Source organism: Robiginitalea biformata HTCC2501, from assembly GCF_000024125.1.
In the GTDB taxonomy this organism is placed as follows: domain Bacteria; phylum Bacteroidota; class Bacteroidia; order Flavobacteriales; family Flavobacteriaceae; genus Robiginitalea; species Robiginitalea biformata.
In genome coordinates this window covers 3,357,576-3,384,486 of the sequence record NC_013222.1, presented here as the reverse complement: position 1 = coordinate 3,384,486, position 26,911 = coordinate 3,357,576, and the positions used below count along the sequence as shown (strand labels likewise).

The window sequence follows — 26,911 nt, the reverse complement described above, 5'->3', positions numbered from 1 at the left end:
CGGGAAATACTGAATTGAACGGATTATGTTAGAGCACGTAGAATTATTTTTCAAGTCCATCTTCATCGACAATATGGTGTTTGCCGTATTCCTGGGGATGTGTTCCTACCTGGCGGTTTCCAAGAAGGTCTCCACGGCTGTGGGACTGGGGGCGGCGGTCATCTTTGTACTGGCCGTAACCGTCCCGCTGAACTGGCTGTTAGACCAGTACCTCCTGCAACCCGGGGCGCTTACCTGGCTGGGGCCGGAATACGCGGACTACGATCTGAGCTTCCTCTCCTTTATCCTCTTTATCGCCACGATTGCCACCATGGTACAACTCGTGGAGATTGTGGTGGAGAAATTTTCGCCATCCCTGTATAACTCCCTCGGGATTTTCCTGCCGCTGATTGCGGTGAACTGCGCCATCCTGGGCGGTTCGCTCTTTATGCAGGCCCGGGAGATCGCCACCCTGGGGCTGGCCTTCAATTACGGGGTGAGTTCCGGGATCGGCTGGTTTCTGGCCATCCTGGCCATCGCCGCCATCCGGGAAAAGATCCGTTATTCCAATGTGCCGCCGCCCCTGCGCGGGCTCGGGATCACCTTTATCATCACCGGCCTGATGGGCATCGGATTCCAGAGTTTCGGGGGAATGCTCACCGGGGGGGACGAAACCGCAGATGCCGCTGAAGAGATGGCCGTGGAAACCATCAGGGAACCTGAAAACACAGAAACGCCCGGCACCGAAGCAGCTGCCGACAATCTGGAACAACCCAGCCGCGAAGAAGAACAAGTCCTTTCGTATAACGACGTTGTAAATAACGAGTAAATGATTCTAGCTACAAGTACCCTCGGGACCATCACCATTACCATCATCGCCTTTCTGATCCTGGTGCTGCTGTTGGTATCCCTCTTGCTTTTTACCAAGGAGAAGCTGTCCCCTTCCGGGCCCGTGACTATCAAGATCAATGGGGAGAAGGAGATTGAGGTGGCGTCGGGAAGTTCCCTGCTGTCGACCCTGGGAAACAAGAAGATCTTCCTGCCTTCCGCCTGCGGTGGCGGAGGTACCTGCATCCAGTGCGAGTGTCATGTCCTCTCCGGCGGAGGGGAAGCGCTGCCTACCGAAACGCCCCACTTTTCCAAGCGGGAACTCAATGAGGGGGCCCGCCTGGCCTGCCAGGTGAAGGTGAAGCAGGACATGGAAATCACCATCCCCGAAGAGGTTTTCGGGATCAAGAAATGGGAGGCCACCGTGGTGCGGAACTACAATGTGGCTTCGTTTATCAAGGAATTCGTAGTGGAAATCCCCGAGGACATGAATTACAAGGCGGGGGGATATATCCAGATCGAGATCCCGCCCTGCGAGGTGCCTTATAAGGATATCGACATCACGGCCCACCCGGAGGAACACGAGACGCCGGACAAGTTCCAGACGGAATGGGATAAATTCGGCCTCTGGCCGCTGGTAATGAAAAACCCTGAGACGGTGGAGCGCGCCTATTCCATGGCCTCTTACCCGGCAGAGGGTCGCGAGATCATGCTGAACGTGCGGATCGCCACCCCGCCCTGGGACCGTTCCAAGAACGGCTGGATGGACGTGAACCCGGGAATCGCTTCGTCTTATATCTTTGCCCGCAAGCCCGGGGATAAGGTGACGATTTCAGGCCCTTACGGGGAATTCTTCATCAACGAATCGGAATCCGAAATGCTCTATGTGGGCGGGGGTGCCGGGATGGCGCCGATGCGTTCGCACCTCTACCACCTCTTCAAGACCCTGAAGACCAACCGGAAGGTGACCTACTGGTACGGTGGCCGCTCCAAGCGGGAGCTTTTCTATATCGACCACTTTAAGCGACTCGAGGAGGAATTCCCGAATTTCAAATTCTACATGGCCCTTTCCGAGCCTTTGGAAGAGGACAACTGGAAGGTGAAGGAAAATATCGATGCCCCGGGTGACGGGTTTGTGGGCTTTATCCACAACTGTGTGATCGAGCACTACCTGGACCACCACGAGGCCCCCGAAGACATCGAATTGTATTTCTGCGGCCCGCCCCTGATGAACAAGGCGGTGCAGAAGATGGGAGAAGATTTCGGAATCCCGGACGAGCATATCCGCTTTGACGATTTCGGGGGATAATCCCGTACGAATTCATCTTAAAACCGATATGCTGCATATCGGTTTTTTTATACGATAAAAAATGCAAGCACTCACCGAGCAGGAATTGCACAACCTGGCGATGAACATCGTGGGGCGGGAACTGGAAGCCGACGGCTATGAGTTTATGGGGGTCAACAGCAAGCCCGGCAAAAACCCGCAATTTGTCTGCCTGAAGGAAAAAGTACTGCACTTTATCGTGGTGCGGCCCGTGGCCTATCCGGACAACCCGCGGGAATACGATGCGGGCCTGATGGCCCGGGTTAAGACCCATGCCGAGAATTTCGAGGCGCGAACCTACTATGCCGGGGTGGGGCTATCGAATGCCGCAGACCGGAATGCCCCGGTATTTTTGAATGAAAAATACATCGTGGACTATGAAGGCCTTATCGAGATTTAAATCTACCCGGGGGTGGGCCTGTATCGGCCGGGTTTCCGCGAAGCTTGGCACGGGGTGCCTGGCCCTGGTCCTGGCGGTGGCCGCGGGTTGTTCCCGGCCGGAGCTGCAACGGCGGGATTACCGGGGGCAGGCCCTGGGGACCACCTATGCAATCACCGTATTCGGGGCGGACCGGAAAGACCTCGGGCCGCAGATCGATTCGGTGTTTACCGTCCTGAACCAGTCCATGTCCACCTACCTGCCCGGTTCGGACATTTCCCGCATCAACGAGGGGGATACGACCGTGGTGGTAGACGAAATGTTCCGGGAAGTCCTCGCGGCTTCCCGGGAAATCCACCGGGCTACAGGGGGCCGGTTTGACCCGACCGTAGGCATCCTGGTAGACGCCTGGGGTTTCGGCCCGGGGGCGGCCCTGGAAATGGACAGTACCACCGTAGACAGCTTGCGGCAGTACGTGGGGCTGGACAAAATCACCCGGACCCCGGATAACCGGATCCGCAAGGAAACAACCGGCATCCGCCTGGACTTCAACGCCATTGCCAAGGGGTATGCCATAGACCGCCTGGCCCTGCTTTTGGAGCAGGCCGGCTCCGAACATTTTCTGGTGGAAGTGGGGGGCGAGGTACGCACCCGGGGCAGGCAGCCGGAAAAGGACCAGCCCTGGCGGGTGGGTATCGATGACCCTCAGGCTACCGGGGCGCGGCAGATTAAACAGGTGGTGGAATTGGAAGACGCTTCCATGGCCTCTTCCGGAAACTACCGAAAATTCCGGGAAGATCCGCAAACGGGCAGGCGGTACGTGCATACCATCGACCCGCTTACCGGGTTTACCCGCGATTCAAATATCCTTGCCGTTTCGGTGATAGCGCCCACCTGTATGGTGGCAGACGGCTATGCCACGGCATTTATGGCCATGGACCTGGAAGCCAGCCGGGAACTCCTCGATAATTCCGGGGACCTGGAGGCCTATATCATCTACCTGGACGCGGAGGGGAATACCCGGGAGTTTGTCACGGAAGGATTCCGCTCCCGAATCGCACGCTGACCCCTTTCTATCCGGTTAAATACGCCCGCAGTTTACGCCTTTCCCAAAGCGCCTGCTTCCCCGACGGGTTTGCGCACCAGGGGGATCAGTTCCCCGGGAGCCAGCCGGTACCGCTCGAGTTGTTCGGGTGTAAACCCCCGCGTATAGTCTACGCCTTCGGCCATAAAACCGGCCTGCCTTAAGATATCGAAATAATCGCGGCCGTATACCCGGACGTGGTCGTACTGGCCAAAGATCCGACGCCGCTCCTGCGGGTCGGTAATGCCCGGGTCCTCAAAAGTCGTTTCCCGATCCAAATCCTGGGGGACCTGGAAGACCCCCCACCCCCCGGGTTTCATCACCCGATACAATTCGGAAAGTGCCTGGCGGTGGTCCGGGATGTGTTCCAGGACATGGTTGCAGAGGATGACGTCAAAGGAATTGTCTTTAAAGGGCAGCTGGCAGATATCGGCCTTGACGTCCGCCAGGGGGGAATTCAGGTCCGTGGTGGTGTACTCCAGGTTGGGCATCCGGCGGAAGCGCCGGTGAAACGCCTGTTCGGGGGCAAAGTGAAGCAACCGCAGCGGCGCCGTAAAAAAATCCGTCTCCTGCTTCAGGTAGAGCCACAGGAGCCGGTGGCGTTCCAGGGATAACGTGGATGGGGAAAGGACATTTTCCCGCGGTTTTTCATAGCCGTAAGGTAAAAAGGTCCGGTAACTTTTTCCGTCGATCGGGTCGGTGTAGCGGTTGCCCCTCAGGAGCAGCGACAATACGGGGCGGATTGCAAAGCTCAGTCGGATCAGCACCGGCCTGGGAAAAATGCCCAGGGCCCATTTAAAGAGCCGCTTCACAACCCTCAGGTAGTTAACGGGGCGGCCCGAAAGGCCGTTTCCTCGTCCGATTCAATCCCCAGGGCCTCGTAGATATAGGCAAACGTGGAGAGCAGTTCCGGCTTCCCGTCAACCAGCGCCACATCGTGCTCAAAGTGGGCGCTTGGCTGGCCGTCGGCCGTGAGGATGGTCCACCCGTCCCGGAGTTGCCGAATCCGGCGGGTACCCCTGTTGATCATCGGCTCGATGGCCACCACCATTCCGTCTACAAACTTTTTTCCGCGGCCGCGTTTGCCGTAATTGGGCATCTCCGGGGCTTCGTGCAGTTTGCGTCCCAGCCCGTGCCCTACCAGCTCGCGCACCACGCCGTATCCGTGTTTTTCACAGTGGTCCTGGATGGCCCAGGCCACATCGCCTACGCGGTTGCCGGCCCGGAATTCCCGGATGCCCACATAGAGCGATTCCTTGGTGACCTCCAACAATTTCAGGGTTTCCGGGGCCACCTCCCCAATGGGGAACGTATAGGCATGGTCCCCGTAAAATCCGTTTTTCAATGCCCCGCAATCCACCGATATGATATCCCCTTCCTCAAAAGGCGTATCGTTGGGAATGCCGTGGACTACCTGGGCATTCGGGCTGATGTTCAGGGTGTTCGGGAAATCGTACATGCCGAGGAACCCCGGTTCGGCTCCCTGGTCGCGGATAAAGGTTTCCGCCAGTTTATCGAGCTGGAGCCCGGTAACCCCGGGTTTGATCTCGGCGGCCAGCATCCCGAGTGTTTTGGAAACGACCAGTGCGCTCTCGCGCATGAGTTCAATTTCCTCGGCCGATTTGATTTGAATCGCAGACATAGGGTGCAAAGATAGGAAGTCCTGCCGGTTAATCCCAGTCGTAGGCGTGGCGGTAGGGCGCCCCGCTGAGGATTTTCACCATATCGGTTTCCAGGCCTTCGATGGGATATTCAACAATCCGCCCCAGTTCCTCCCCGTCCCGGTAAAAGATAAACGTGGGGACGTTGATGATTCCAAATCCCTCTTCGTAGCCCTGGGGGGTATCCTTCTCCCGGGTCATGGTAATCAGTTCCACCTCGTCGGCCGGGTAGCCGGCTTTTTCGAGGATCTTTACAAACCGGGGGACTTCCCGCTGGCTGTCTTCGCACCAGGTACCCATAAACAGCGTAATGTCGATCCCTTCCAACAGGTCTTCCAGTTCGGCAATTTTTTCAGGGTCCGGCTCGTAGGCGGCCAGATTGGGCTCATACCACCCGGCAAAGGGCTGCGCGTGTAGGGAATCAATGGCCGCGGTACCCACCAGGATTTCAGTCCCCTGGTCCGGCATCCGGACTGCAGTATGGGCGGGCTGGGCCTTGCAACCGGCCAGCAGGACCGTACACGCCGCCAGCAGCAGGTACGTGGGAGTGAGCAGGGGCGTCAGAGCCCGTGCAAGGGAGTTCCGTGTAACCATTCGGGGGAGGGTCAGATGCTTCATGAAACCAATAGGGATTTCTGGGTCATCAGTTCGGGTTGCGCAACGCCGATAATCTCCAGGATGGTCGGGGCCATGTCGCCGAGGACCCCCGATTTTATGGATTTTCGGTCGGGATCCACCAGGATCAGCGGCACCGGGTTTGTGGTGTGGGCGGTGTTGGGGCTGCCGTCCGGGTTTACCATGGTGTCGCAGTTGCCGTGATCGGCAATCACCAGGGTGGTATACCCGTTCTCCAGGCCGGCGGTGATTACGTCCCGGGCACAGGCATCCACCGTCTCACAGGCTTTGATAGCAGCCTGCAGGTCGCCGGTATGCCCCACCATGTCCGGGTTGGCGAAGTTCAGGCAGACAAAATCCGCTTCGCCTTTGGCCAGTTCCGGGAGGATGGCGTCTCGAATGTCGTAGGCGCTCATTTCTGGCTGCAGGTCGTAAGTGGCTACCTTGGGCGAGGGACAGAGGATCCGGGATTCCCCTTCAAAAGGAGCTTCCCGGCCCCCGTTGAAAAAGAAGGTGACGTGCGGGTATTTTTCGGTCTCCGCAATCCGAATCTGTTTCTTTCCGGCCCGGGCGAGAACTTCCCCGAGCGTATCCTTGATGTTTTCCTTGTCGTAGACCACATGGACGTCTTTAAACGTATCGTCGTAATTGGTCATCGTCACGTAGTGCAACTTGAGCGGGTGCATGTTTTGTTCGTGGAAAGCCTCCTGGCTCAATGCCAGGGTCAGCTCCCGGCCACGGTCTGTACGGAAATTGAAAAAGACCACCACGTCCCCGTCCCGGATCTGCGCCAGGGGTTTGCCGTCTGTCCCGGCAACCGCAATGGGCTCCACAAACTCGTCCGTGGTTCCCGCGGCATAGCTGGCTTCCAGGGCGGCAACCGGGTTGTCCGTGGCCGTCCCCGTGCCGTTGACCAACAGGTCATACGCCTTTTTGACGCGTTCCCATCGCTTGTCCCGGTCCATGGCGAAATACCGCCCTACCACGGAGGCAAGCCTGGTGCGCGTAGGCCGGGCAAATTCCATCAGGTCTCGTACAAAGCCCACCCCGCTTTTTGGATCCACGTCGCGTCCGTCGGTAAACGCATGGACATAGGAAGCGGGAACCCCTGCTTCGTCGGCCGCGCGGATCAGGCCTTTCAGGTGGTCGATATGGCTGTGTACGCCTCCGTCGGAAAGGAGTCCCAGAAAATGTACGGGTTTGTCGTTTTCAACGGCATACCGGAAAGCTTCCTTCAATGCCGGGGCATCCTTGAGGCTGTTGTTGGAAACCGCCAGGTTGATCTTGGCCAGATCCTGGTAGACAATACGGCCCGCCCCGAGGTTCATATGGCCCACTTCGGAATTCCCCATCTGCCCGTCGGGCAGCCCCACATGCATGCCATCGGTAAGCAGCGTGGCGTGGGGATATTTCTCATAGAGGGAATCTACAAACGGGGTGTCGGCCTGCTCAATGGCGGAGACTTTCGGGTCCGGGGAGATTCCCCATCCGTCCAGGATCATCAGTATGGCTTTGGAATTCATCAGCTGCGGTTTTACAATGCGGCCTTAAAAATAGGGGGAAATCGGAAGCTTTGCCACTATTTGGGGCATTTCTTTCGCCTGTTCGGACCGGGCTGTAAAGACAATCCCGGCACCGGGCTGCGGCCGCCGCCGGGGACCCTGTCGGGATGTTAAAGTTTCGTTATTTAACTGTTAATCCTGAAACACTTACGCATAGGATTCGTCTATATTTATATAGTACGTATTTATTATTCATCATCAATCAAAAATCGACGCGTTATGAAGACATCTTCAGCAATGGCTGCAGTGCTTGCCTTATTTACTGCCGCCCAACTCTCAGCCATGAGCAATTCCCTGGCTCCGACAGATCCCGTACCGGAAACCGAACTGGCCGTTTCCGGGCTCACCCCGTTTTGCAAAGCCATCATGAATGGGGATGCCGCCACAGTGGAAAAAATGATCCAACTGGGCGAAGACGTAAACCGCAAATCCCTCGGGAAGACCCCGGTAATTTTTGCGGCCCGCTACAACCAACCGGAAATCCTGAAAATGCTCCTGGAAAACGGGGCCGACCCGACGATCCGATGCGACAAGGGGCACTCAGCGATGAAATATGCCGAATTATCCAACGCCACCGAGGCCATGCAGGTCCTGCGGCAGGCGAAAAAAGCGTGAGACAGAAGGAGTTTACTCATCAATCAAAAAACCCCGGCGCTCATGGCCGGGGTTTTCATTTTCAAAGCCTGTGGCTTTTCGTGTTCTGGTAAAAGAGTCCGCGGGCGGCCGGTCAGAAATCGAAGCCGGTTAACGCCCGGTAGATAAAGGCATACAATGCCATGGTCAGCATCAGGGCGCAAAAAACAGAATAACCCTTCAGCAGCACGACTACGAAAGACGGTTTGCAACCGTCGAAGGCGTGCATGTACAATTCCTTAAAATGCAATAGTGTTCCCATATAGTCTCGTTTATTAAATAAATCAAAGCTATAAGGGTTAAATCGGGGCAATGAACGCATTCAGCCTTTGCCATGTCTCGCTTCAAGCGCAAAAGGTAAAATGGATCACAAAGATTCGGGAGTACGTAAAGATAGCAAAAAAGCCCGGCCACCCGATTACTGCCCGTTTAATTCGATTAACTGCGATATTTCTCGATGGCCTTGCGAATCCGTTCGATCCGGTTGTCCGGATCCGGGTGGGTACTCTGGAATTCCGGGACGCGGTTCCCGCCGGAGGCTTCCTTGAGGATTTCCATCACGCGGATCAATTCTTCCGGGTCGTATCCCGCCTGTAGCATGATCAACACGCCGAGTTCGTCGCTCTCGAGTTCGTCGTCCCGACCGTTGGTAAGCAGTGTTGTTTGCCCGATCCCGGCTACAACGTTCCCCATGTCCGCACCCACGGAGGCTCCCATCGACAGCGTTTTCCAAAAATTCGTCTCGGCAATGCGCTCGGCGGAATGCCGGCCGATGACATGCCCGATTTCGTGGCCGAGGACCCCGGCCAGCTGGGCTTCGTTCAGACGGGAGAAAAGCGCATAGGTGATAAAAATCTGCCCGCCCGGCAGGGCGAAGGCATTGACCGTCTGCTCATCCGCAAGTAAGTGAAACTCGTATTGATACGGGGTTTCCTCTGCGATACTGCTTTCCACCAGTCGGTTGCCGACGGCGTCCACAGAGCTCTGCAGCCGGTTGTCCCGGTAGAGGCCGCCGTGTTGCTGTGCTATTTCCGGGGCCGATTGCAGGCCGATGGCAATTTCCTGCTGTGCCGACATATTGATGGTCTGGGTCCGGCCGGTATACGGATTTTCTTCCTGGTCGCCACAACGCTGGATAAAGGCAAAGGCCACAATGGCCAGGCCGATGAATATGCGGATTTTCCAATTGCCTCGCCTCATGGATTATCGGATGGGTTGTTACCGGTAAAATACAAAATTCCCTAAAGCAAGTCCGGGTTGATATCCAGGATGTTGTCGGTAAAATACGTGCGCAAAAAACCCGTTGTGAAGTGCTCGCTTCCCAGGAAATCCTCTTCTTCCATCAGGCGGATGAGGTTCAGCCGCCGGTACTCCGCGAGCATGTCCCGGGAAATCGGGGCATAGGAGTAATGCCAGGGCTCGTATTTAAAGCCGCGCCTCCGGGGGTTGTCTGTGTATACGAGGTAGAAGCCGTAGGATTCGCTGTTGGCATCCATCCAGGTTTTAAAATCTTCAAACGGCCCGCCGGATTCAAACTTGTCGGCAACTAGGACGTCCCCGTCCGCCGGCTTCGAAGCGTCGATCAGGTCTACGTCCGTACCCCAGTGGTGGCGGCTGGTCCCCGGGATGGTAGAGTATTCGATGATCTTGTCGATCGCTTCCAGGGGTTCCAGCCCTTCGTCTGTAAACGCGATGTATTTGCGTTCAAAAATGGCGCGCTGCCGTTCAAAATTCCGGTAGCTGCTCACCACGGAAATATCGATCCCGTCCTGGTAGGCAGCCCGCTTCATCCGCACAAAGGCTTCATGGGCTTCCTTGCGGAGATTGATCCCTTCCCCGAAAAGTTCCAGGTCCGTCTTGCCCATGAGTTCTTCCGGCGTGTAATAGTCCTGGCCACTTGCGGTATGGGCCGGAAAGCCGGATATGGGCAGGCCCAGTGCCAGGCCCGCCATGCCGCTGTTTCGGATAAAGGTGCGTCTTTTCATATTGTGGGGGATTAAGCCCGGGTACTAAGGTACTTAATTTTGGGATTTTCCGGGGGTGGCCCCGCCCGCCCGGTTTCAAGATACACCGTACTCCTGCAATTCACCAGCAGGTCCCAAGCCCCATCAATCGTTGAGGTAGAAATACCCCTGGTGCCGCTCCCGGAGTTCGGGAAACGTAATGATATAGAAGTAGATACCCGGTTCCAGCCCGGATTGGCGTTGAACGACCAGATCGGTATTCGACTGCCCGTCAAAACCACCTGTGTAATTATCCTTTTGGTAAACCAGCTGACCGTAGCGATTGTAAATCTGCAAATTGTTCCCGGGCATTTCCCGGGCGGCCTCGATTTCCAGGGTTTCATTGACCCCGTCGCCGTTGGGGGAGAGGTAGTAATTGTCCAATTCCACGGTCCGGTAGTTTTCGGATTCGCCCGTCCCGCCAATGGTAATTATTTCGTATTCACTGGGCACAAAATAATCGGAGGTGAGCGAACCGTAGTCGCGGCCGCCTTCCACGGCGGTATTGCCCAGGTTTACCCAGGCTTGTTTTTCCCGGCTCCAACCCACCACGCGTAAGTCCCCGAAAAACTTTACCACCCCGGCCACATTGCTGTATACGTCCCAGGTCAGGGTTACCCGGGAGGGGATATCGGCGTCCAGCGTCCAGAACTCGCTGCGACCCACCCGCAGGCCGGGATCAACGGTAGACCCCACGTCAAAACGGCCATTCAGGCTAACGGGGGCCTGTGGGTCCTCGGCAAAATACGCGCTTGTGGCACGGGCGTTAATAGCCTGGGATTGAATTTTCAGGGGTCGCAACCGGTCTATGTCGCCAATCGGGAAAACGAAGTCCTGTTTGTTCTGCAGGGCGGCATATCCGTCCACTTTGGACACGCTGCTTTCGCCCGTGTAGAAGGAATCAAAATCGAATACGGGATAGTTTTCCGGGGTGCTGCGGGAAGTTTTCAGGTTCCCGTGCACCAGGTTGGCATTGTTGCCTACTTCTACGGGCGTTTCCAGGTAAACCCCCTTAACAGCGGAAAACTCAACATCGAACAATACCGGGGTATGGCCGCCAGACACCTTCAGGGAGCCGGTTTCATTGTAGAAACCCACCAGCCCCTCCAGGTTTTCAAAGGGCCCGTCATTTTGGAAATCGGCATGGAAACCCGCGGATCCATCCCCGTGGAGTTGCATGGCTCCGTGATTGGCAATACCCGATTGGGCTATCCCGGCCAATGGCATGAGGAAGGCCCCGAGCAGGAGAATAAAATATGTCGGCAAAACCTTCATGGAATTAACGATATGCCTGATAAAGGATGACAACGTCTTCTGCATAATTGTCCGTAATCAAACGGAAGCCGTCGGAATTCATTTGGGTAACACGAGCCCTGGTAAGCCCCAGCTTGTCACCATTCTGGTTGCTGTAACGCAGGCCAATACAGTGCGAGTTGGAGGCGAATCGGGAAATATCGTTGATTGAGTTACCACTTCCCCCAACGTAGATCACCTGCTGGTTCAAACCACTGCCGGTATCCTGAACAAAACCGTTCATGGTTCCGAATGCGTTACTGATGCCCGAGTCGTTGTTGCGCGTACCATTGTCAGAATCCAGATTAAAGTTCTCCACATTGGCATGAGCCGAAAAGCTGATGCTTGTGGGTTGGAAAGGGATGCCCGTTACATCCATCGTGCCGCTCGAAGTAATGCGAATGGCCCCCATCCAGACACGTGGCTGCATACTGGGAAGGTTTGTTGCAATTTCATCCAGCGCCTCCTGAACATTGGAAGACCCCAGTCCTGACGTCGTATTGTCGTAGGATACTTCTGTGGCGTCCTGATCATCGGTATTGTCCAGGTAGGTGGAAAGGTCCACGGTGCCTCCGTCCTCTAAAGTCAGGGTATTCCCGGACAGGCTGAGCGCCTGGTCATCGGTGTTGTCCTGGTAAGCGGATAGGTCCACGGTCTGAGTGCCCCCGTCTTCCAGGGTCAGGGTCAGGATATCTCCAGCCAGGCTGAAATCGGTGATTTGCTGGTCATCCGTATTGTCCAGGTAGGCAGTTAGGTCAACAGTGCCTCCGTCCTCCAGAGTCAGGGTATTCCCGGAAAGGCTCAAGACCTGGTCATCGGTATTGTCCAAGTAAGTCGAAAGGTCAACAGTGCCCCCGTCCTCCAGGGTTAACGTATTCCCGGAAAGGCTCAGGGCCTGATCATCGGTGTTGTCCTGGTAAGCGGAAAGGTCTACAGTCTGGGTTCCGCCATCTTCGAGGGTTATTGTCAGATCATTACCTGAAATACTGAAGTCGGTGATTTGCTGGTCATCCGTGTTGTCGAGGTAGGCGGTAAGATCAACGGTGCCTCCATTGTCCAACGTCAAAGTGTTACCTGAAAGCGAGATATTCTGACTGTCTGTGTTGTCAAGGTAAGGCGCAAGATCAACGGTGCCTCCGTCCTCCAGGGTCAGTGTATTCCCGGAAAGGCTGAGCGCCTGGTCATCGGTGTTGTCCTGGTAAGCCGAAAGGTCTACGGTCTGGGTGCCTCCATCTTCGAGGGTCAGGGTCAGGACGTTGCCTGAAATGCTGAAATCGGTGATTTGCTGATCGTCCGTGTTATCGAGGTAGGTGGAAAGGTCAACAGTGCCCCCATCTTCCAGAGTCAGCGTATTCCCGGAAAGGCTGAGCGCCTGGTCATCGGTGTTGTCCTGGTAAGCCGAAAGGTCTACGGTCTGGGTGCCTCCATCTTCGAGGGTCAGGGTCAGGACGTTGCCTGAAATGCTGAAATCGGTGATTTGCTGATCGTCCGTGTTATCGAGGTAGGCAGTTAGGTCTACGGTGCCTCCGTTATCGAGGGTCAATGTGTTGCCGGAAAGCGAAATGTTCTGGCTATCGGTGTTATCCAAGTAAGTCGAAAGGTCCACGGTCCCGCCATCTTCCAGGGTCAATGTGTTGCCGGAAAGGCTAAGCGCCTGGTCATCCGTGTTGTCCTGGTAAGCGGAAAGGTCTACGGTCTGAGTGCCCCCGTCTTCCAGGGTCAGGGTCAGGATATCTCCAGCCAGGCTGAAATCGATGATTTGCTGGTCGTCGGTGTTATCGAGGTAGGCAGTTAGGTCTACAGTCCCTCCGTTATCGAGGGTCAATGTGTTGCCCGAAAGCGAAATGTTCTGGCTATCGGTGTTATCCAAGTAAGTCGAAAGGTCAACAGTGCCCCCGTCCTCCAGGGTTAACGTATTCCCAGACAGGCTCAGGGCCTGGTCATCGGTGTTGTCCTGGTAAGCGGAAAGGTCCACAGTCTGGGTGCCCCCGTCTTCGAGGGTCAGGGTCAGGACGTTGCCTGAAATGCTGAAGTCTGTGATTTGTTGATCGTCGGTGTTGTCCAAGTAGGCAGTTAGGTCCACAGTCCCGCCATCTTCCAGGGTCAATGTGTTGCCGGACAGGCTCAACGCCTGGTCATCGGTGTTGTCCTGGTAAGCGGATAGGTCTACGGTCTGAGTGCCCCCGTCTTCCAGGGTCAGGGTCAGGATATCTCCAGCCAGGCTGAAATCGGTGATTTGCTGGTCATCCGTGTTGTCAAGATAGGCGGTAAGGTCTACAGTCCCTCCGTTGTCAAGGGTCAATGTGTTTCCCGAGAGCGAAATGTTCTGGCTGTCGGTGTTATCCAAGTAAGTCGAAAGGTCAACAGTGCCCCCGTCCTCCAGGGTTAACGTATTCCCAGACAGGCTCAGCGCCTGGTCATCGGTGTTGTCCTGGTAAGCCGAAAGGTCTACGGTCTGGGTGCCTCCATCTTCGAGGGTCAGGGTCAGGACGTTGCCTGAAATGCTGAAATCGGTGATTTGCTGGTCATCCGTGTTGTCGAGGTAGGCGGTAAGATCAACGGTGCCTCCATTGTCCAACGTCAAAGTGTTACCTGAAAGCGAGATATTCTGACTGTCTGTGTTGTCAAGGTAAGGCGTAAGATCTACGGTGCCTCCGTCCTCTAAAGTCAGCGTATTGCCGGACAGGGTAAGGGCCTGATCGTCGGTATTGTCCTGATAAGCGGAAAGGTCCACGGTCTGGGTGCCGCCATCTTCCAGGGTCAGAGTCAGGACGTTGCCTGAAATGCTGAAATCGGTGATTTGCTGATCGTCCGTGTTATCGAGGTAGGTGGAAAGGTCCACGGTACCTCCGTCCTCCAGAGTCAGGGTATTCCCGGAAAGGCTCAGGGCCTGGTCGTCGGTATTGTCCTGGTAAGCGGAAAGGTCCACGGTTTGGCTGCCGCCGTCTTCCAGGGTCAGGGTCAGGACGTTGCCTGAAATGCTGAAATCGGTGATTTGCTGATCGTCCGTGTTATCGAGGTAGGCAGTAAGGTCTACGGTGCCTCCGTTCTCCAGGGTTAGTGTGTTGCCGGAGAGGTTAAGTGCCTGGTCGTCTGATGCCGGGTCGCCGGGATCCCCTTTCGGACCGGGGATTCCCTGGTCGCCCTGAGGCCCCTGGGGTCCCTGTGGTCCAACGGGCCCGGCCTGAACATTCGAGGTAAAACTACGACCGTCCTCAAAGTATACTGTGAAAGTGCCGTCGTCATTATTTTCAAATCGGATATCAGTAGTGTCCCCACCGGATCCGGCAGGCTTCCATTTGGTGGAATCAAAATAATAGAGCGCTTTCTGATCGGTGTTATAGACAATTGCACCGTGCAGCGGTTTCATCGATTGCATTTGCAGGTCCGTCACCCTGGTAAGTACAAGTGCTTTATCCGATCCCTCGAGTTCCAGGACGGAATTCGGGTGGATTTGCTCCGGCCGATTCCCCACTTTTAATTGAGAGGAACCGACAAATGCCGAAAACAAGAATAGGATAAGTAGATATTTTTTGCTCATGACGAGGTCCAATTCGGGTTTTGTGAACTAAAGTTATATCCGACCGGGCCCAGGTCATAAAGAATTGTTGTGAAGTAACGGCTAAGTGTTGTGAAGATGGCATATCGCTTCAAACACCTGAAAAATCAGGCGTTACAACGACATGCTGCTGATTCGAAACCTATCGGCGTAAGTACAAAAAACCCTGATATTCGGTTCCCAGGTCCAGAAGGCGGACCACGTAGAAGTACACGCCTTCCGGCAGGCCGGCATCCCGGTCAAAAACCAGACCGTCCACATTGGAAATGCCGTTGAACTGGTCCGTGTAATTGTCCTGGGTAAAAACCAGCAGGCCCCGGCGGTCGTAGATTCGAAGTTGGTTGTTGGGGGAGTCGGCCAGCTCGTCGATTTGCAAGAAATCGTTGATGCCGTCATCGTTCGGGCTGACGTAGTAGTTGGGCAGGGAAGCCACCTCTTCGATTTCAGAGAGGCTGCCAAAGGTAATCACGTGGAAATCATCCGGGACAAAGGGTTCGGAAACCGCAAATCCGTTCATCAGGTCGCCCGCCACACTGGATGTGCCGAGGGAAATCCACCGACCCCCGGATTTATTCCATCCCAGGATAACAATCTGGCTAATGTCTGTGGCAATTCCGGCCATATTGCTTTGCGGATTCCAGCTGATGGTAACCGTCCCGGAAACCGCACCCTCCAAACGCCAGTATTCATTCTGGCCAACGGCCTCGATGGTCCGCGGCCGGAGGTCCGGGTTAAAAAATCCGTAAGGGGTGGTGACGGTAGGGTCCTCCCGGAAATAGGCGCATCGGGCCACAGGTACCGTGCCGGATGCCTGGTAGGTGAGGGCCCGCAATTGGGAGGCATCGCCCACGGGGAATACAAAGGCGGGTTGCTGGACCCCCTGCACAAAGCCGTCCACCTTGGAGGCATCGGATTCCCCTACGGTAAAGCCATCCTGCAGGAGCCCGATATACTGGTCTGCCAGCGTCCGGTCTGTCCGGAAATCCCCCGAGATAAAGTTCAGGTTATTGGCTATAAAAATCGGCAAGTCCAGGTCCACGCCGGCATCATTGGCAATCTCCACGTCAAAAGCCCCCGGCGCGAACCCCCCGCTGACCCGCAGGGGGGTGGACCCGTAAAAGCCGAGCAGCCCCAGGTTCTGGTCAAAAGGCGCCTGGTTCACCAGGTTGGTGTGCAGCCCCAGTTGGGCCCCGCCGTGCAGCTGCATGTTCCCATAGTGCTGCAGGGCGGGCTGGGCCAAGAGGCCGCTGCCCATTAACAGGAGACAATATGTGCAGATCAGGCGCATCCTATTCCTCGATTTGGTTAGACAGCAGGCTCTCGATGCGTGCCATGCGCGCCTTGAGGTCCTCCAATTCCGTGGCAAGGGACGCATTCTCCTCTTTCAGGGACCGTATTTTGGCCTCCTGCTCGATGGTGTGCAAAAAGAGCTCTTCGATTTTTTCGAGGTTTTGTGTAGTGGCCTCATTGAGGATGATGCCGCCTTGTTCCTTTACATCTGCAATTGAAGTTACGCCTGGCAGGTGGTGATGTTTCTCCACAAATTCCCGAACAGCATCCAGGCTGGGCATTTCGTAATCCGGTTTGATTTCTGAAGCCCCGGTGAAATAGGATTGGAAGACGTAGTCGGGGTAATTTGTAGAAGTAGATGTTCCAGTTACTGTGAGGTTACCTACAATTCTCACATTACTATTCGTTCCATCAATATCCTCAATTTCCATCGCAAGTGTTCCCGCGGTGGAAAATCCAAGGTGATCATCAGCTATCCGAAACATCCCAGTATTTGTATCACCATTGGTGTAAAATCCATAGGCCGGTTGACCTGCGGATCCCTCTGTTGAAGCAAACCCAAATCTTGCTTGAATTTGACCATCCACGTCCAATTTACTTGCCGGACTCGCAGGGCCACCGCCACCAAAATCCCCTATTCCAACTGAACCACCAACCCCGCCAAAGATTAAGTTCTGACCGTTCAGGTCATAGTTACGATCCTCAGGTTCTTGTACAAGGTCAATATTGGCCAAATTTGCACCAATTCCGGAGGCCACCAGGTCCTCGAATGCTTCCTGAACGGTTGTTTCATTAACGAGGTCACCGTCTACATCTATCCCTGGATTTAAATTCACCTCATCCGCCATTTGATTGTCGCTGGGGATATTCGCGACAATTTCGTCCAATGCCGCTTGCACATTATCCCCTGTCAATCCGGAGGAAACATTATCATATGGGACATCCACTGCATCTTGTAGCGGAGGAACATTATTGATGATTTCATCTAAGGCAGCTTGCACATTTGTGGCCACAAAACCGGTGACATTTGTATTATCCCAAGGAACTTCGAATGCTTCCTGATCGTCATTCCCTGCCGCTGGTGCAGCCCACGCAGTAATGCCGCCCACAGTTGTGAGTACTTCACCATCAACTCCAGGGGCAATTTTGACTTCGGTGACGGCAGCATTCTGGATTTTTGCGGTTGCTACTGCATTGTCTGCAAAGTCTTCTTCAAGGATGGTCCCATTCAGGATTTTGCTGGTATTTATACCATTGTCGGCAACACTCAGGAGGCTCCCTCCCGTTCCATCCCCAGAAAGCGTAGCATCGGATTGAACAGCTCCTGCTGAAGCTGTAGCCCAAACCACCTGGCCGCCCCCGTCAATGCTTAATACGTCGCCAGGAGTTCCATTGCTTAATGCATTATCAACGATACCACCAAGAAGCTCCAGGCTTTGAGTTCGTGTAGCGCCGGCGACATCTAATTTAGACTGTGGTGCTGGTGTCCCGACACCTACATTTCCAATAGAAGTCACCGTAAAAACAGCATCTGCGATTGTGGGCAGCGCGCCAATGGTATTGGTTTGATTTTGCAAGATGTGGAAGTCCCCGCGACCGTTAAAAAGGCTCTGGTCGCGCTCGTATACAATGGCGCCTTTGGCTACGGCGGTATTTGTGCTAGTCCCAAAAAGGATGCCCACATTAGAGCCATCATTGCCGAATGTATTGTTGATGTGCAGCGGATAGGTCATAGCACTTGGGGGCAGGCGCTCGGAAATTTGCACCTTCGCAATATCTGCGTGGGAAGTAGCCTCCAATCCGATACCCAATCCTCCAAAACCAACTCGCAGGGCCGGATCCCAGAAGAAGTTCGGGGCATTCGTGACGGGCGCCCCGGAACCGTCCCCAAAAAAGATTCCGGTGGGCTCATCGCTGTGCGACAGGCCGGCCAGGGGCGTCCAGGCAACGGCGCCTCCGCTGCTTAACAGGACTTCGTCATCATTTCCCGCTAGCAATTTTGCCGGGGTCACGGCGTCATCTGCCAATTCGTTCGAAGTTATTCCCGCGGGCAGTACGGAGAGTGGGGTGGCATCCCCATCACCGGTGATAGTTGTTTCATCTGCGGTGACAGCCCCGCCGGTTGCCGCCGGGTCCGCCCAAACTGTAGTAGTTCCAACAGTGGTAAGAACCTGTCCGTCGGCCCCCGGGTTGATTTTTATTGCGGTAACGGCGGCATCGGCCAGATCTGGGGTCTGGACCTGGCCGTCTAGGATTTTGGCGGTAGTCACTGCGTCATCTGCCAGTTCATTGGCGCTTATGCCGCCGGCAACAACGGAAAGCGGGGTCACGTCCCCATCACCTTCAATCGTGGTTCCGTCAGTGGTAACACCACCTGCAGAAGGAGCGGACCAGACCGCAATCCCTCCAACCGTAGTCAATACTTCGCCGTCCACCCCGGGTGCGATTTTGGCGCCCGTAACCCCAGCATCGGCCAGTTGGGTTGTGCCCACCCCTCCGTCGGCTACCTTGAAGGGATCGCCTACAGTTCCCACGCCGGTGATGGTTACCTGGTCGGCTACCTCTACGGCACCGCCGCCCGCAACGGCATCCACATAGGCCTTCGTTGCGGCATCCTGTGCCAGGGTCGGGTCCGGGAGGTTTATGATCCCGGTACCTCCGGCATCATTCCCAAACGTCAGGACGCTGGTGAGATTTTGGGTTCCGCCGCCCCCGGCATCCAATTCATCTTTTAATTGTTGAATGGCAATCTGTACGTTATTGGCCCCGATAGTCAAGTAGGGGGTAAATCCTACCTCCCCGGCCGTTTGGTCATCGGTCCCCAGGTCTGCTACGGGAACCTGGAAGGTATTGCCCGCATCGGTGAGTTCCAGGTTGATACCGTTAATTTCGAATGCCTGCACTAATTCGTCGGTCGTGTTCCCGCCTCCTGCCGGGTCTGCCCATACGACATTACCACCCGTTGTCGTCAGTACTTGCCCGTTGGTGGCCGACGGGGCGATCTTGACCGGAGTGATCCCCTGGTCGGCAACTTCGAACTCGTTGCCCGCTGAACCGTCGCCGACAATGGTCACCTGGTCGGCCAGCTCGGTGGTCCCGCTTCCGGCGCTTACATTGTCCAATTCGTCCTTCAATTCCTGGATCGCTGCCTGCGTATTCGTGCTGTTGACAGTAAGGTAGGGCGTGAATGGCACCTCTGAAGCGTTCTGATCGTCTGTGTTGTCCAGGTACGGGGTCAGGTCCACTGTTGTCGCTCCCCCGGTAATGCCCAGGAGGTTGGCGTTGAAGGTCAGGTCCTGGAAGGCCCCGCCGAGTTGATTGTCCACATAGGTTTTAACCGCGTTTTGCGTCGGGTACAGGGTGTTGGAGGTCCCCAGGTTGATATCCGTCGATTTGTTGGATAGGTTTTCTTTGATGTTCAGCAACGTCGTATTCAAATCGATGGCATCCTGCAGGAACTGGTCGTCGTAGAAGACCCCGGAGTCGGTGCCCGGGAAGAGGTCGTTCCCGTCGTCGTCGCTGATAATGTCGCCGGATACCAGGTAGCCGGCATCGTTTGTAAAATCGGCCAGGGTCACCACGGAATAATCCATAACCCGGTCCGTCACCGTGTTGTCCTGCAGCTCTTCGGCGCCCACGGAGCCCGGCGCCAGTTTGTCCGAATTGATGGAATTGTCCTGGATGTCCTGGCTGCCGATGCTGAAGTCCAGGATGTTTTCGCTCCGGATTTCCCCCACTTCAAAGTTTACGATGTCCCCGTTTTCGGTAATGACGATGGTCGGGGCCGAATTCACAATGGCATCCGCGGTAAACTGGAGCCCCAGGGATTCGCAGATGTTGATCCAGGCCGCCCCGTCAAAATAATAGATGCAGCCGCCGTCCGTGTTGTAAACCACGGCCCCCTGTTGCGCATTGATCGCATTCATCTGCGCATCGGTTACGCGGGTAATCACCAGGGCCTTGTCCGTGCTTTCGAGTTCCAGCAGGGATCCCGGGTCGATGGTCTGGGGGTTGTCGCCAATTTTTACCTGGGCCGTCAGGCTCAGCCCGCCGAACAGGGCGGTTAGCAGCAGAATTCGTCGTTTGTTCATCGGTCGTCGTTTTTATGGGGTTGGGCGCTGCGGACATTGCAAATAGACCCAATCAAACAAAAATAATACTCTGGGGGTAATGCGCACAGAATTTAGCCGCAAGTGCCGGTTTTTGCGTTGAATGGGGTCGCTGCCCGCCCGGGTGCCCCAAGGTGCAGGTGCGGCCTGCACGGGGCAAGCAGGGAAACGGGGCCTGGGAGCCTGATTTCGGTTGCCTGAGCGCCCATATTCGTTGAGATTAACATAAGTTTATGCCTGCCGGGTTTTATTTTATTCCCTCATGCACTTTCTTTATCTTTATTTGAGACACACATTCCATGAAAAATACCTGCATATTGGCCTTCCTCCTGCTGGGGGTACTCCCCCTGGCCGCCCAGGACGACACAGACGGTGACAGGGAGCTCCTCCGGGGCACCGTCCTGTACCGGAATACCCCGGTTCCCGGGGAGAACGTCCTGAATGCCGGGGCTGGCACCGCCACCACCACCGACGACAACGGGCAGTTTACCATCCCGGCCAAACTGGGGGATACGCTCTATTTCATCGCCCTGGCCTACCAGTTTAAGCAGGTGCCCGTGGACGAGGAAGTGATTCGGCGCAACCGCATGGTCGTGGAGGTCACCGAGAAGGTCACCGAGCTGGACGAGGTTACCGTCAGCCCGGAAGAGCAGCAGGAGTTTCTGCGGCTGCGCAATGAGGACTTCAAGGGTTTCGACTACGATACGGACGAGACCACGGAGATCCAGAACACCGCCCTGGACCCGACGGTCCGCGGCATGGAATACGGGTTGAATTTTGTGAATATCTTCAAATTGCTAACCGGGGGGTTGAAAAGCCGGGGCGAAGAACAACCGGCCATACAGGCCAGCACGGTCATCCGGCAAATCTACGACGATGCCTTCTTTGTGAGAGACCTGGGGATCCCCCAGGCGCAGATCCCGGATTTCCTGGACTTTGTAGATGCCCAACTGCCTTCGCGCACGCTCCTTCGGCGGGATCGCGAATTTGAACTGATAGATTTCTTGGTAGACCAGAGTGAGACGTTCCGAAAGACCGTACTGCAGGACTAAAGACCCTTTTTCCCATTACTTCGCAATTGGAATCCTTTTCCTGGGGGTTTTCCTGGCCGGCGTGTCTGCCCGTGGGCAATCGGAACTCCGCGGACGGGTCTACGAGGGGTCGGAAGGCATCGCGGATGTCCACGTGCTGAACCTCAGCCGGGAGAAGGCGGTGATCTCGGATTCCGGGGGGTACTTCCGGATCGATGCTGCCCCGGGCGACACACTGCTGTTTTCGGCCGTCCGATACAAACGAAAAACCCTGGAGGTGCGCGCCGATATGCTCACCGCCATCCGCCTGGAGGTGCCTATGGAACCCTTTGTCAACGAGCTCGATGAGGTGGTGGTGCGCCCCTACGACCTGAGCGGGGACCTGGACGCGGACCTGGACCGTTTGCCGGAAGACCGCACGGTTACCGAATACAGCCTCGGGTTGCCCAATGCGTACCGGCGGCCCTGGACGCAGACCGAAAAGAAAATCCACGAGGCCACAACCGGGGGAGGCATTGTTCCCCTGAACCCGATCCTGAATTATTTTACCGGGCGGACCAAAAGGCTGAAAAAGCAACTCGCTTTTGAACGCCAATACCGGAAATCCCTGGAGATGCGTGCCCAGTTCCCGGACAGCGTGCTTACCCGGGAACTCGGGGTGCCCCTGGAGCGCCTGCCGGATTTTATGTATTTCTGCGAGGTGGACTCCCTTTTTGACCCCGTGGCGGATTCCGGCGACCGCCTGCGGGTATGGGCTTTTCTCAGGCGAAAAGGCGAAGAATACCGGAAATACAATAATTTAGACCCGCCTTCCCGGGAATGACCCCTGGCAGGGATAAGGCCTGGCACGGGTTTTGTTCCGGATAGGCCGGCCGGCCCTGCCGGCAGGGTGGCGGCCCCTCGAAAACGGATCTCGCAGAAAGCGTGTCTGTTCTCGCAGAAAGTGTAGCTGTAGCAAGTGTAGCTGTGGCCCGAACATGAAAAGTTATGGCCCGAACCTGAAAAGTTATGGCCTGAACCTGAAACGTTATGGCCTGAATCTGATAAAGAACACCATGAAAATCAAATACTCCAAACTCCCGGCAGTCGGATTCCTGATACTCGCCTTGCTGCTAACTTCCTTTACGGCGGCGCACAAGTTCTACGTAAGCGTCACCAATGTGGAGTATTCGGAATCGGACGAGTCCCTGCAGATCATCAGCCGGATTTTTATCGACGATTTGGACAACCTGCTCAAAACGCGGTACGATTTTGACGCCCGCCTGGCCACGGAAGACGAGCCGGAGGCTGCCGCCGGGTATATCGAACGCTATTTCAATTCCAAGTTCCGGGTGTTTGTAAACGGGGAGGAGCGGGCCTATACCTTCCTGGGGAAAAAGTACGACAAGGACCTGATCCTGTGTTTTATCGAGGTCACCGGGGTTCCCCGGGAAGACCTGGAATCCGTGGGGTTGCAGAACGAAATCCTCACGGATCTCTTCAGCGAACAAAAGAACCTGGTCCACTTCAAGGTACTGGGCAAAAAGCGCAGCGTGGTGCTGATCCGGGAGAATAATAAAGGAATGTTAAACTTATAAGGTTTTATAACGATTCGCGCCAAAAAAGTTATTTTTCGCGGATCAAAAATTTAGCGTAAACCATGATGAAAATCAAGTATGTATTATCCGCTGTCCTCTTTGTTTGCGGGGCCGTTGTTTTCGCCCAGCAGGAGGAGCAGTCAAAAGAGCGGGAGCCCGGCCATACCAACCAGAGCAAGTTCCGGCAACTCTACCAGGAATTCGCCACCCCGAACACCTACCGTTCGGCCTCCGGAGCCCCCGGCCCGGATTACTACCAGCAGCAGGCCGACTACAAAATGGACATCCGCCTGGATGATGAAAATGCCCGTATTTACGGGGAAGAAACAATAACTTACCACAACAATTCCCCGGACGAGCTTGAATACCTCTGGGTGCAACTGGACCAGAATGTCCGCGCTAAGGATTCCAAGTCGCCTTTGCGCAACGGGAACGGGGTACCCCTGGCTTACCGCACCGGCTCGTTTGCCGGCGAGTACCTCGGCGAGCCTTTTGACGGCGGCTTCAATATCGAATACGTGCGGGATGCCTCCGGTAAACCGATCCCCTATACCATCAACCAGACGATGATGCGGGTAAATATCCCGCAGCCGCTGGCGAGCGGGGAGCAGGTTTCCTTTTCCATCAAGTGGTGGTACAACATCCCGGACCACACCGTAAACCGGGCGCGCTCCGGCTATGAGTATTTCCCCGAAGACGGGAACCGGGCGTATGTGATTGCCCAGTTTTTCCCGCGGATGGCCGTTTACAGCGATGTGGAGGGCTGGCAGAACCACCAGTTCTGGGGAAGCGGGGAGTTTGCCCTGCCCTTCGGGAACTACGAGGTGAATATCACGGTTCCCGCCGACCACGTGCTGGACGGTACCGGGGAATTGCAGAATCGCAAGGAGGTATTTTCCAAAGAAATGATGCGGCGCTACGAGCAGGCCAAAAAGAGCTACGACGAGCCGGTGATGATCGTCACCCAGGCGGAAGCCGAGGCGGCTGAAAAGGGCTTTTCCACCGAGACCAACACCTGGAAGCTCAAGGCCGAAAACGTTCGGGACTTTGGCTTTGCCACTTCCCGGAAGTTTATCTGGGACATGATGGCCGTCAAAATCGGGAACAAAGACGTGATGGCGGTATCCATGTACCCCAAAGAAGGGAACCCGCTTTGGGAGGAGCTCTCCACCAAAGTGGTTGCCAGCACGCTCAAAAGCTACTCAGACCACACCTTCGACTACCCGTACCACAAGGCAATTTCCGTACACGCCAAGAACCAGGGCATGGAATACCCGATGATCTGCTGGAACTACGGGCGCCCGAACCCGGACGGCACCTATTCGGACCGCGTCAAGTACGGGATGATCTCCGTGATCATCCACGAGGTGGGCCACAACTTCTTCCCGATGATCGTCAACTCGGACGAGCGGCAATGGGGCTGGATGGACGAAGGCCTCGACACCTTTATGCAGTACCTGGCCGAGCAGGAGTTCGGGAAGGAATTCCCGGAGGTTATTGCCCCGAATGAAAAATACCCGTCGCGGCGGGGGGCGCCTGCAGCCATCGTGCCGTATATGGCTGGCGACCAGAGCACCATCGCGCCGATTATGTCCAACCCGGAGAATGTTTACCAACTGGGGCCCAACGCCTATGCCAAACCGGCCACGGCCCTGAATATCCTGCGGGAAACCGTCATGGGGCCGGAACTGTTCGACCACGCGTTTAAGACCTATGCGCAGCGCTGGAAATTCAAGCACCCGACCCCCGAGGATTTCTTCCGGACCATGGAGGATGCCTCGGCCGTAGACCTGGACTGGTTCTGGAGGTCCTGGTTCTATACCACCGACTACGTGGATATCGGGGTGAAAGGCGTCAAAAAGTACTATGTCTCCGACAAACCCACCCAGCAGATGCGGGAGTATATGGCCAACAACGGGGTCACCGAAGACCAACTGCCCCCATTGGTATACCTGGCCGAGGAAGACAGCGAAGACTTTGACCCGGACCTCAAGGGGAAAAAGCCTTCCGAAATCTCCCAGCCCCTGTCCGAATTCATGATGGACAACATGACCCCCGAGCAGCGCGCCCAGGTAGCGGAGCCGAAGTATTTCTACGAGGTGACCTTCGAGAAACCGGGCGGGATCCCCATGCCGCTGATCGTGGAATACACCTATGCAGACGGGACTACCGAGCGCGTTACCTACCCCCCGGAGATCTGGAGGAGGAGTGATGCCGAGGTCAGCCGCGTGATTTCCTCCCAGCAGGAACTCGTGGGGATCGTGGTGGACCCCGATGCGGAAACCGCCGATATCGACACGGACAACAACAGCTGGCCCAAGGACCAGTCTCCGTCTGAATTCGAGCAATTCAAGGAAGAGATCAAAGGCTGATAAGCCGACAAAAAAAATAGAAAAGTCCCGGCCTGCGAACCGGGACTTTTTTTATGCGGGCTGCGAAACTTACGTATATTTGTGGTATGGCAATGCAATTCTTATTTATTAGCGGGGCAGAGATATTTTTTATTCTCTTTATCGTGGTGATGGTTTTTGGAGCGGATAAGATCCCGGGGATTGCCAAAGGCCTGGGCCAGGGCATGCGCCAGCTCAAGGACGCAACCGACGATATCAAGCGCGAGATCCACAAAAGCGCCGAGAAGCAGGGAATCGACACCTCCTTTACCAAGGAGATTGAGAAAGACCTCAAGGACGTCAAGAAGAACATCGACGACGTAGGCGGGACCATCCGCCGCAAGTAACCCTTATGCTGGAACGCATCCTCAAGTGGGACCAGGAAACGTTTATCTACCTGAACGGCCTCGGGATTGAACGCTATGACGCTTTTTGGTCCGGGGTGACGGATATCGATACCTGGATTCCCCTGTTCGTGCTTTTCTTCCTGCTCATCCTCAAGAAATTCCCCCTGCGGCAGGCCCTGCTTATGTGCGGGATTACCGTATTGCTCGTGTTGTGGATTGTCTGGTTCACGGATTTCACCAAGGAGTACGTGGCCCGGCTACGCCCGAACAACAATGAGGAAATCAACACGCTTATCCGGATACTCAGGAGCCCAACCAATTTCAGCTTTTTTTCCGGCCACGCCGCCAGTTCCTTCTCCGTCACCACGCTGATAGTATTGTTCCTCCGCAGCCAATACCGGTGGGTTTACTTATTTTACATCTGGCCACTCTTGTTTGCCTTCAGCCGGATCTATGTGGGGGTCCACTACCCGGTGGATATCCTGGTGGGTGCCGGCGTCGGTTTCCTGACGGGGTGGGGCTTTTACCTGATCTACCGCCTTACCGCACCATACATCCCGTCAGGCCGTCCCGTATCGGGAGCATGACCACCTGCAGGCGAGGGTCGCGGGGCAGGGCGGCATTCAATTTTTTCAGGGATTCGGTGACCCTGTCGTTGGCAGGGTCGTCCAGTACCTTCCCGGACCAGAGGACATTGTCCAGCAGGATCAGGCTGCCGCTCCGCGTCCTGGGCAAAATAGCCTCGAGGTAGTCTGCGTACTCCTCCTTTTCCGCGTCGATAAAAACCAGGTCAAAGGTGTCATCCAGACCGGGTATGATCTCCAGGGCCAGGCCGGTATGCTGGATGATCTGCTGGCCGTACGGGCTCCGGTCGAAATACCGCCGCTGCATTTCCTTTAATTCCTCATTTTTGTCGATGGTATGCAATTGCCCGCCTTTGGGGAGGCCTTCGGCCAGGCACAGGGCGGAATACCCCGTGTAGGTGCCAATTTCCAGGATCCGCTGTGGGCGCATCAGCCGGGAGAATAAGCTGAGGACCCGGCCCTGGTGGTGGCCGGTTATCATCCGGGGCCGCAGGACCTTCAGGTGGGTCTCGCGGGTGAGTTCCGCCAGGAGTTCCGGTTCCGGTTCGCTGGAGGCGGCAATATAGGCTTCGAGTTCCCGGGAGAGGAAGTGCATCTTGGTTTTTTGGCAAAAATACGAAATCCCTTGGGGGAAGCCCGCCCGCCCGGATTCCAAGATAC

23 protein-coding genes are annotated in these 26,911 nt (G+C 55.8%); 11 read left to right on the top strand and 12 right to left on the bottom strand.

Going from position 1 to position 26,911, the window contains the following annotated elements; genetic code table 11:
• The first annotated feature begins 25 nt into the window (after positions 1–25).
• The 4 genes from nqrE (at position 26) to RB2501_RS14980 (ending at position 3,579) form a co-directional block, all read left to right on the top strand.
• Positions 26–808, top strand: a complete 783-nt coding sequence (gene nqrE, locus RB2501_RS14995) for an NADH:ubiquinone reductase (Na(+)-transporting) subunit E (RefSeq protein ID WP_015755716.1) — start codon at positions 26–28, stop codon at positions 806–808.
• Positions 809–2,116, top strand: coding sequence for an NADH:ubiquinone reductase (Na(+)-transporting) subunit F (gene nqrF, locus RB2501_RS14990; RefSeq protein WP_015755715.1), 1,308 nt, complete (start codon positions 809–811; stop codon positions 2,114–2,116).
• A gap of 61 nt (positions 2,117–2,177) precedes the next feature.
• Positions 2,178–2,534, top strand: a complete 357-nt coding sequence (locus RB2501_RS14985) for a hypothetical protein (RefSeq protein WP_015755714.1) — start codon at positions 2,178–2,180, stop codon at positions 2,532–2,534.
• Complete coding sequence (locus tag RB2501_RS14980) at positions 2,512–3,579, top strand: FAD:protein FMN transferase (protein ID WP_015755713.1); 1,068 nt, start codon at positions 2,512–2,514, stop codon at positions 3,577–3,579. Before RB2501_RS14985 ends, RB2501_RS14980 begins: the two co-directional genes overlap by 23 nt.
• 32 nt (positions 3,580–3,611) lie before the next feature.
• On the opposite strand, the gene RB2501_RS14975 is transcribed toward RB2501_RS14980, so the two are convergent.
• Genes RB2501_RS14975 through gpmI form a run of 4 tightly spaced genes read right to left on the bottom strand, consistent with a single transcriptional unit; the run spans position 3,612 to position 7,396 of the window.
• A complete protein-coding gene (locus RB2501_RS14975; protein WP_041327320.1) occupies positions 3,612–4,409 on the bottom strand; it encodes a class I SAM-dependent methyltransferase in 798 nt (265 codons plus the stop codon).
• A 5-nt stretch (positions 4,410–4,414) separates the two neighbouring features.
• Complete coding sequence (gene map / locus RB2501_RS14970; RefSeq protein WP_015755711.1) at positions 4,415–5,239, bottom strand: type I methionyl aminopeptidase; 825 nt, start codon at positions 5,237–5,239, stop codon at positions 4,415–4,417.
• 28 nt (positions 5,240–5,267) lie between these two features.
• A complete protein-coding gene (locus tag RB2501_RS14965; protein WP_015755710.1) occupies positions 5,268–5,876 on the bottom strand; it encodes a thioredoxin family protein in 609 nt (202 codons plus the stop codon).
• Positions 5,873–7,396: a 2,3-bisphosphoglycerate-independent phosphoglycerate mutase gene (gpmI, locus tag RB2501_RS14960; RefSeq protein ID WP_015755709.1), complete on the bottom strand. Its 1,524-nt coding sequence runs from the start codon at positions 7,394–7,396 to the stop codon at positions 5,873–5,875. The genes RB2501_RS14965 and gpmI overlap by 4 nt, the downstream gene beginning before the upstream one ends.
• 258 nt (positions 7,397–7,654) lie before the next feature.
• Here gpmI and RB2501_RS14955 point away from each other — a divergent pair, with 258 nt between their 5' ends.
• Complete coding sequence (locus tag RB2501_RS14955) at positions 7,655–8,050, top strand: ankyrin repeat domain-containing protein (RefSeq protein ID WP_041327318.1); 396 nt, start codon at positions 7,655–7,657, stop codon at positions 8,048–8,050.
• 112 nt (positions 8,051–8,162) lie between these two features.
• Here RB2501_RS14955 and RB2501_RS16320 read toward each other — a convergent pair whose 3' ends face one another.
• From RB2501_RS16320 to RB2501_RS15910, 7 genes are all read right to left on the bottom strand, one after another.
• Positions 8,163–8,330 carry a DUF6747 family protein gene (locus RB2501_RS16320; RefSeq protein ID WP_187289176.1) on the bottom strand — a complete coding sequence of 56 codons (168 nt, stop codon included), beginning with the start codon at positions 8,328–8,330 and terminating at the stop codon, positions 8,163–8,165.
• A 176-nt stretch (positions 8,331–8,506) separates the two neighbouring features.
• Complete coding sequence (locus RB2501_RS14950; RefSeq protein WP_015755706.1) at positions 8,507–9,268, bottom strand: M48 family metalloprotease; 762 nt, start codon at positions 9,266–9,268, stop codon at positions 8,507–8,509.
• A 41-nt stretch (positions 9,269–9,309) separates the two neighbouring features.
• Positions 9,310–10,053 carry a M15 family metallopeptidase gene (locus RB2501_RS14945; RefSeq protein ID WP_015755705.1) on the bottom strand — a complete coding sequence of 248 codons (744 nt, stop codon included), beginning with the start codon at positions 10,051–10,053 and terminating at the stop codon, positions 9,310–9,312.
• 123 nt (positions 10,054–10,176) lie between these two features.
• Complete coding sequence (locus RB2501_RS14940; protein ID WP_015755704.1) at positions 10,177–11,346, bottom strand: gliding motility-associated C-terminal domain-containing protein; 1,170 nt, start codon at positions 11,344–11,346, stop codon at positions 10,177–10,179.
• Positions 11,347–11,350: 4 nt separating this feature from the next.
• The gene (locus RB2501_RS15915) at positions 11,351–14,905 is read right to left on the bottom strand and encodes a beta strand repeat-containing protein (protein WP_015755703.1); all 3,555 of its coding nucleotides are present in this window, start codon (positions 14,903–14,905) and stop codon (positions 11,351–11,353) included.
• A gap of 160 nt (positions 14,906–15,065) precedes the next feature.
• Positions 15,066–16,211 (bottom strand): gliding motility-associated C-terminal domain-containing protein, encoded by a 1,146-nt coding sequence (locus RB2501_RS14925; RefSeq protein ID WP_041327317.1) that lies wholly within the window; start codon positions 16,209–16,211, stop codon positions 15,066–15,068.
• Between the two features lies 1 nt (position 16,212).
• Entirely contained in the window at positions 16,213–20,304 is a 4,092-nt protein-coding gene (locus RB2501_RS15910) for a beta strand repeat-containing protein (protein ID WP_015755701.1), read from the bottom strand.
• 317 nt (positions 20,305–20,621) lie between these two features.
• On the opposite strand from RB2501_RS15910, the gene RB2501_RS14915 reads away from it, so the two are divergent.
• The 6 genes from RB2501_RS14915 to RB2501_RS14890 all read left to right on the top strand — a co-directional run bounded on the left by RB2501_RS14915 (position 20,622) and on the right by RB2501_RS14890 (position 26,254).
• Complete coding sequence (locus tag RB2501_RS14915) at positions 20,622–21,374, top strand: carboxypeptidase-like regulatory domain-containing protein (protein WP_015755700.1); 753 nt, start codon at positions 20,622–20,624, stop codon at positions 21,372–21,374.
• Positions 21,375–21,435: 61 nt separating this feature from the next.
• Entirely contained in the window at positions 21,436–22,176 is a 741-nt protein-coding gene (locus RB2501_RS14910; RefSeq protein WP_238528079.1) for a peptidase associated/transthyretin-like domain-containing protein, read from the top strand.
• A gap of 232 nt (positions 22,177–22,408) precedes the next feature.
• The gene (locus tag RB2501_RS14905; RefSeq protein WP_041327923.1) at positions 22,409–22,930 is read left to right on the top strand and encodes a DUF6702 family protein; all 522 of its coding nucleotides are present in this window, start codon (positions 22,409–22,411) and stop codon (positions 22,928–22,930) included.
• A 62-nt stretch (positions 22,931–22,992) separates the two neighbouring features.
• Positions 22,993–25,302: a M1 family metallopeptidase gene (locus RB2501_RS14900; protein ID WP_015755697.1), complete on the top strand. Its 2,310-nt coding sequence runs from the start codon at positions 22,993–22,995 to the stop codon at positions 25,300–25,302.
• A gap of 92 nt (positions 25,303–25,394) precedes the next feature.
• On the top strand, positions 25,395–25,667 hold the full coding sequence (locus RB2501_RS14895) for a Sec-independent protein translocase subunit TatA/TatB (protein WP_015755696.1): 273 nt from the start codon (positions 25,395–25,397) through the stop codon (positions 25,665–25,667).
• Positions 25,668–25,672: 5 nt separating this feature from the next.
• Positions 25,673–26,254, top strand: a complete 582-nt coding sequence (locus RB2501_RS14890) for a phosphatase PAP2 family protein (protein WP_015755695.1) — start codon at positions 25,673–25,675, stop codon at positions 26,252–26,254.
• Here the strand turns inward: RB2501_RS14890 and RB2501_RS14885 are convergent.
• Positions 26,208–26,846 carry an O-methyltransferase gene (locus RB2501_RS14885; protein ID WP_015755694.1) on the bottom strand — a complete coding sequence of 213 codons (639 nt, stop codon included), beginning with the start codon at positions 26,844–26,846 and terminating at the stop codon, positions 26,208–26,210. The two genes, RB2501_RS14890 and RB2501_RS14885, sit on opposite strands and share 47 nt — an antisense overlap.
• Positions 26,847–26,911: the final 65 nt, after the last annotated feature.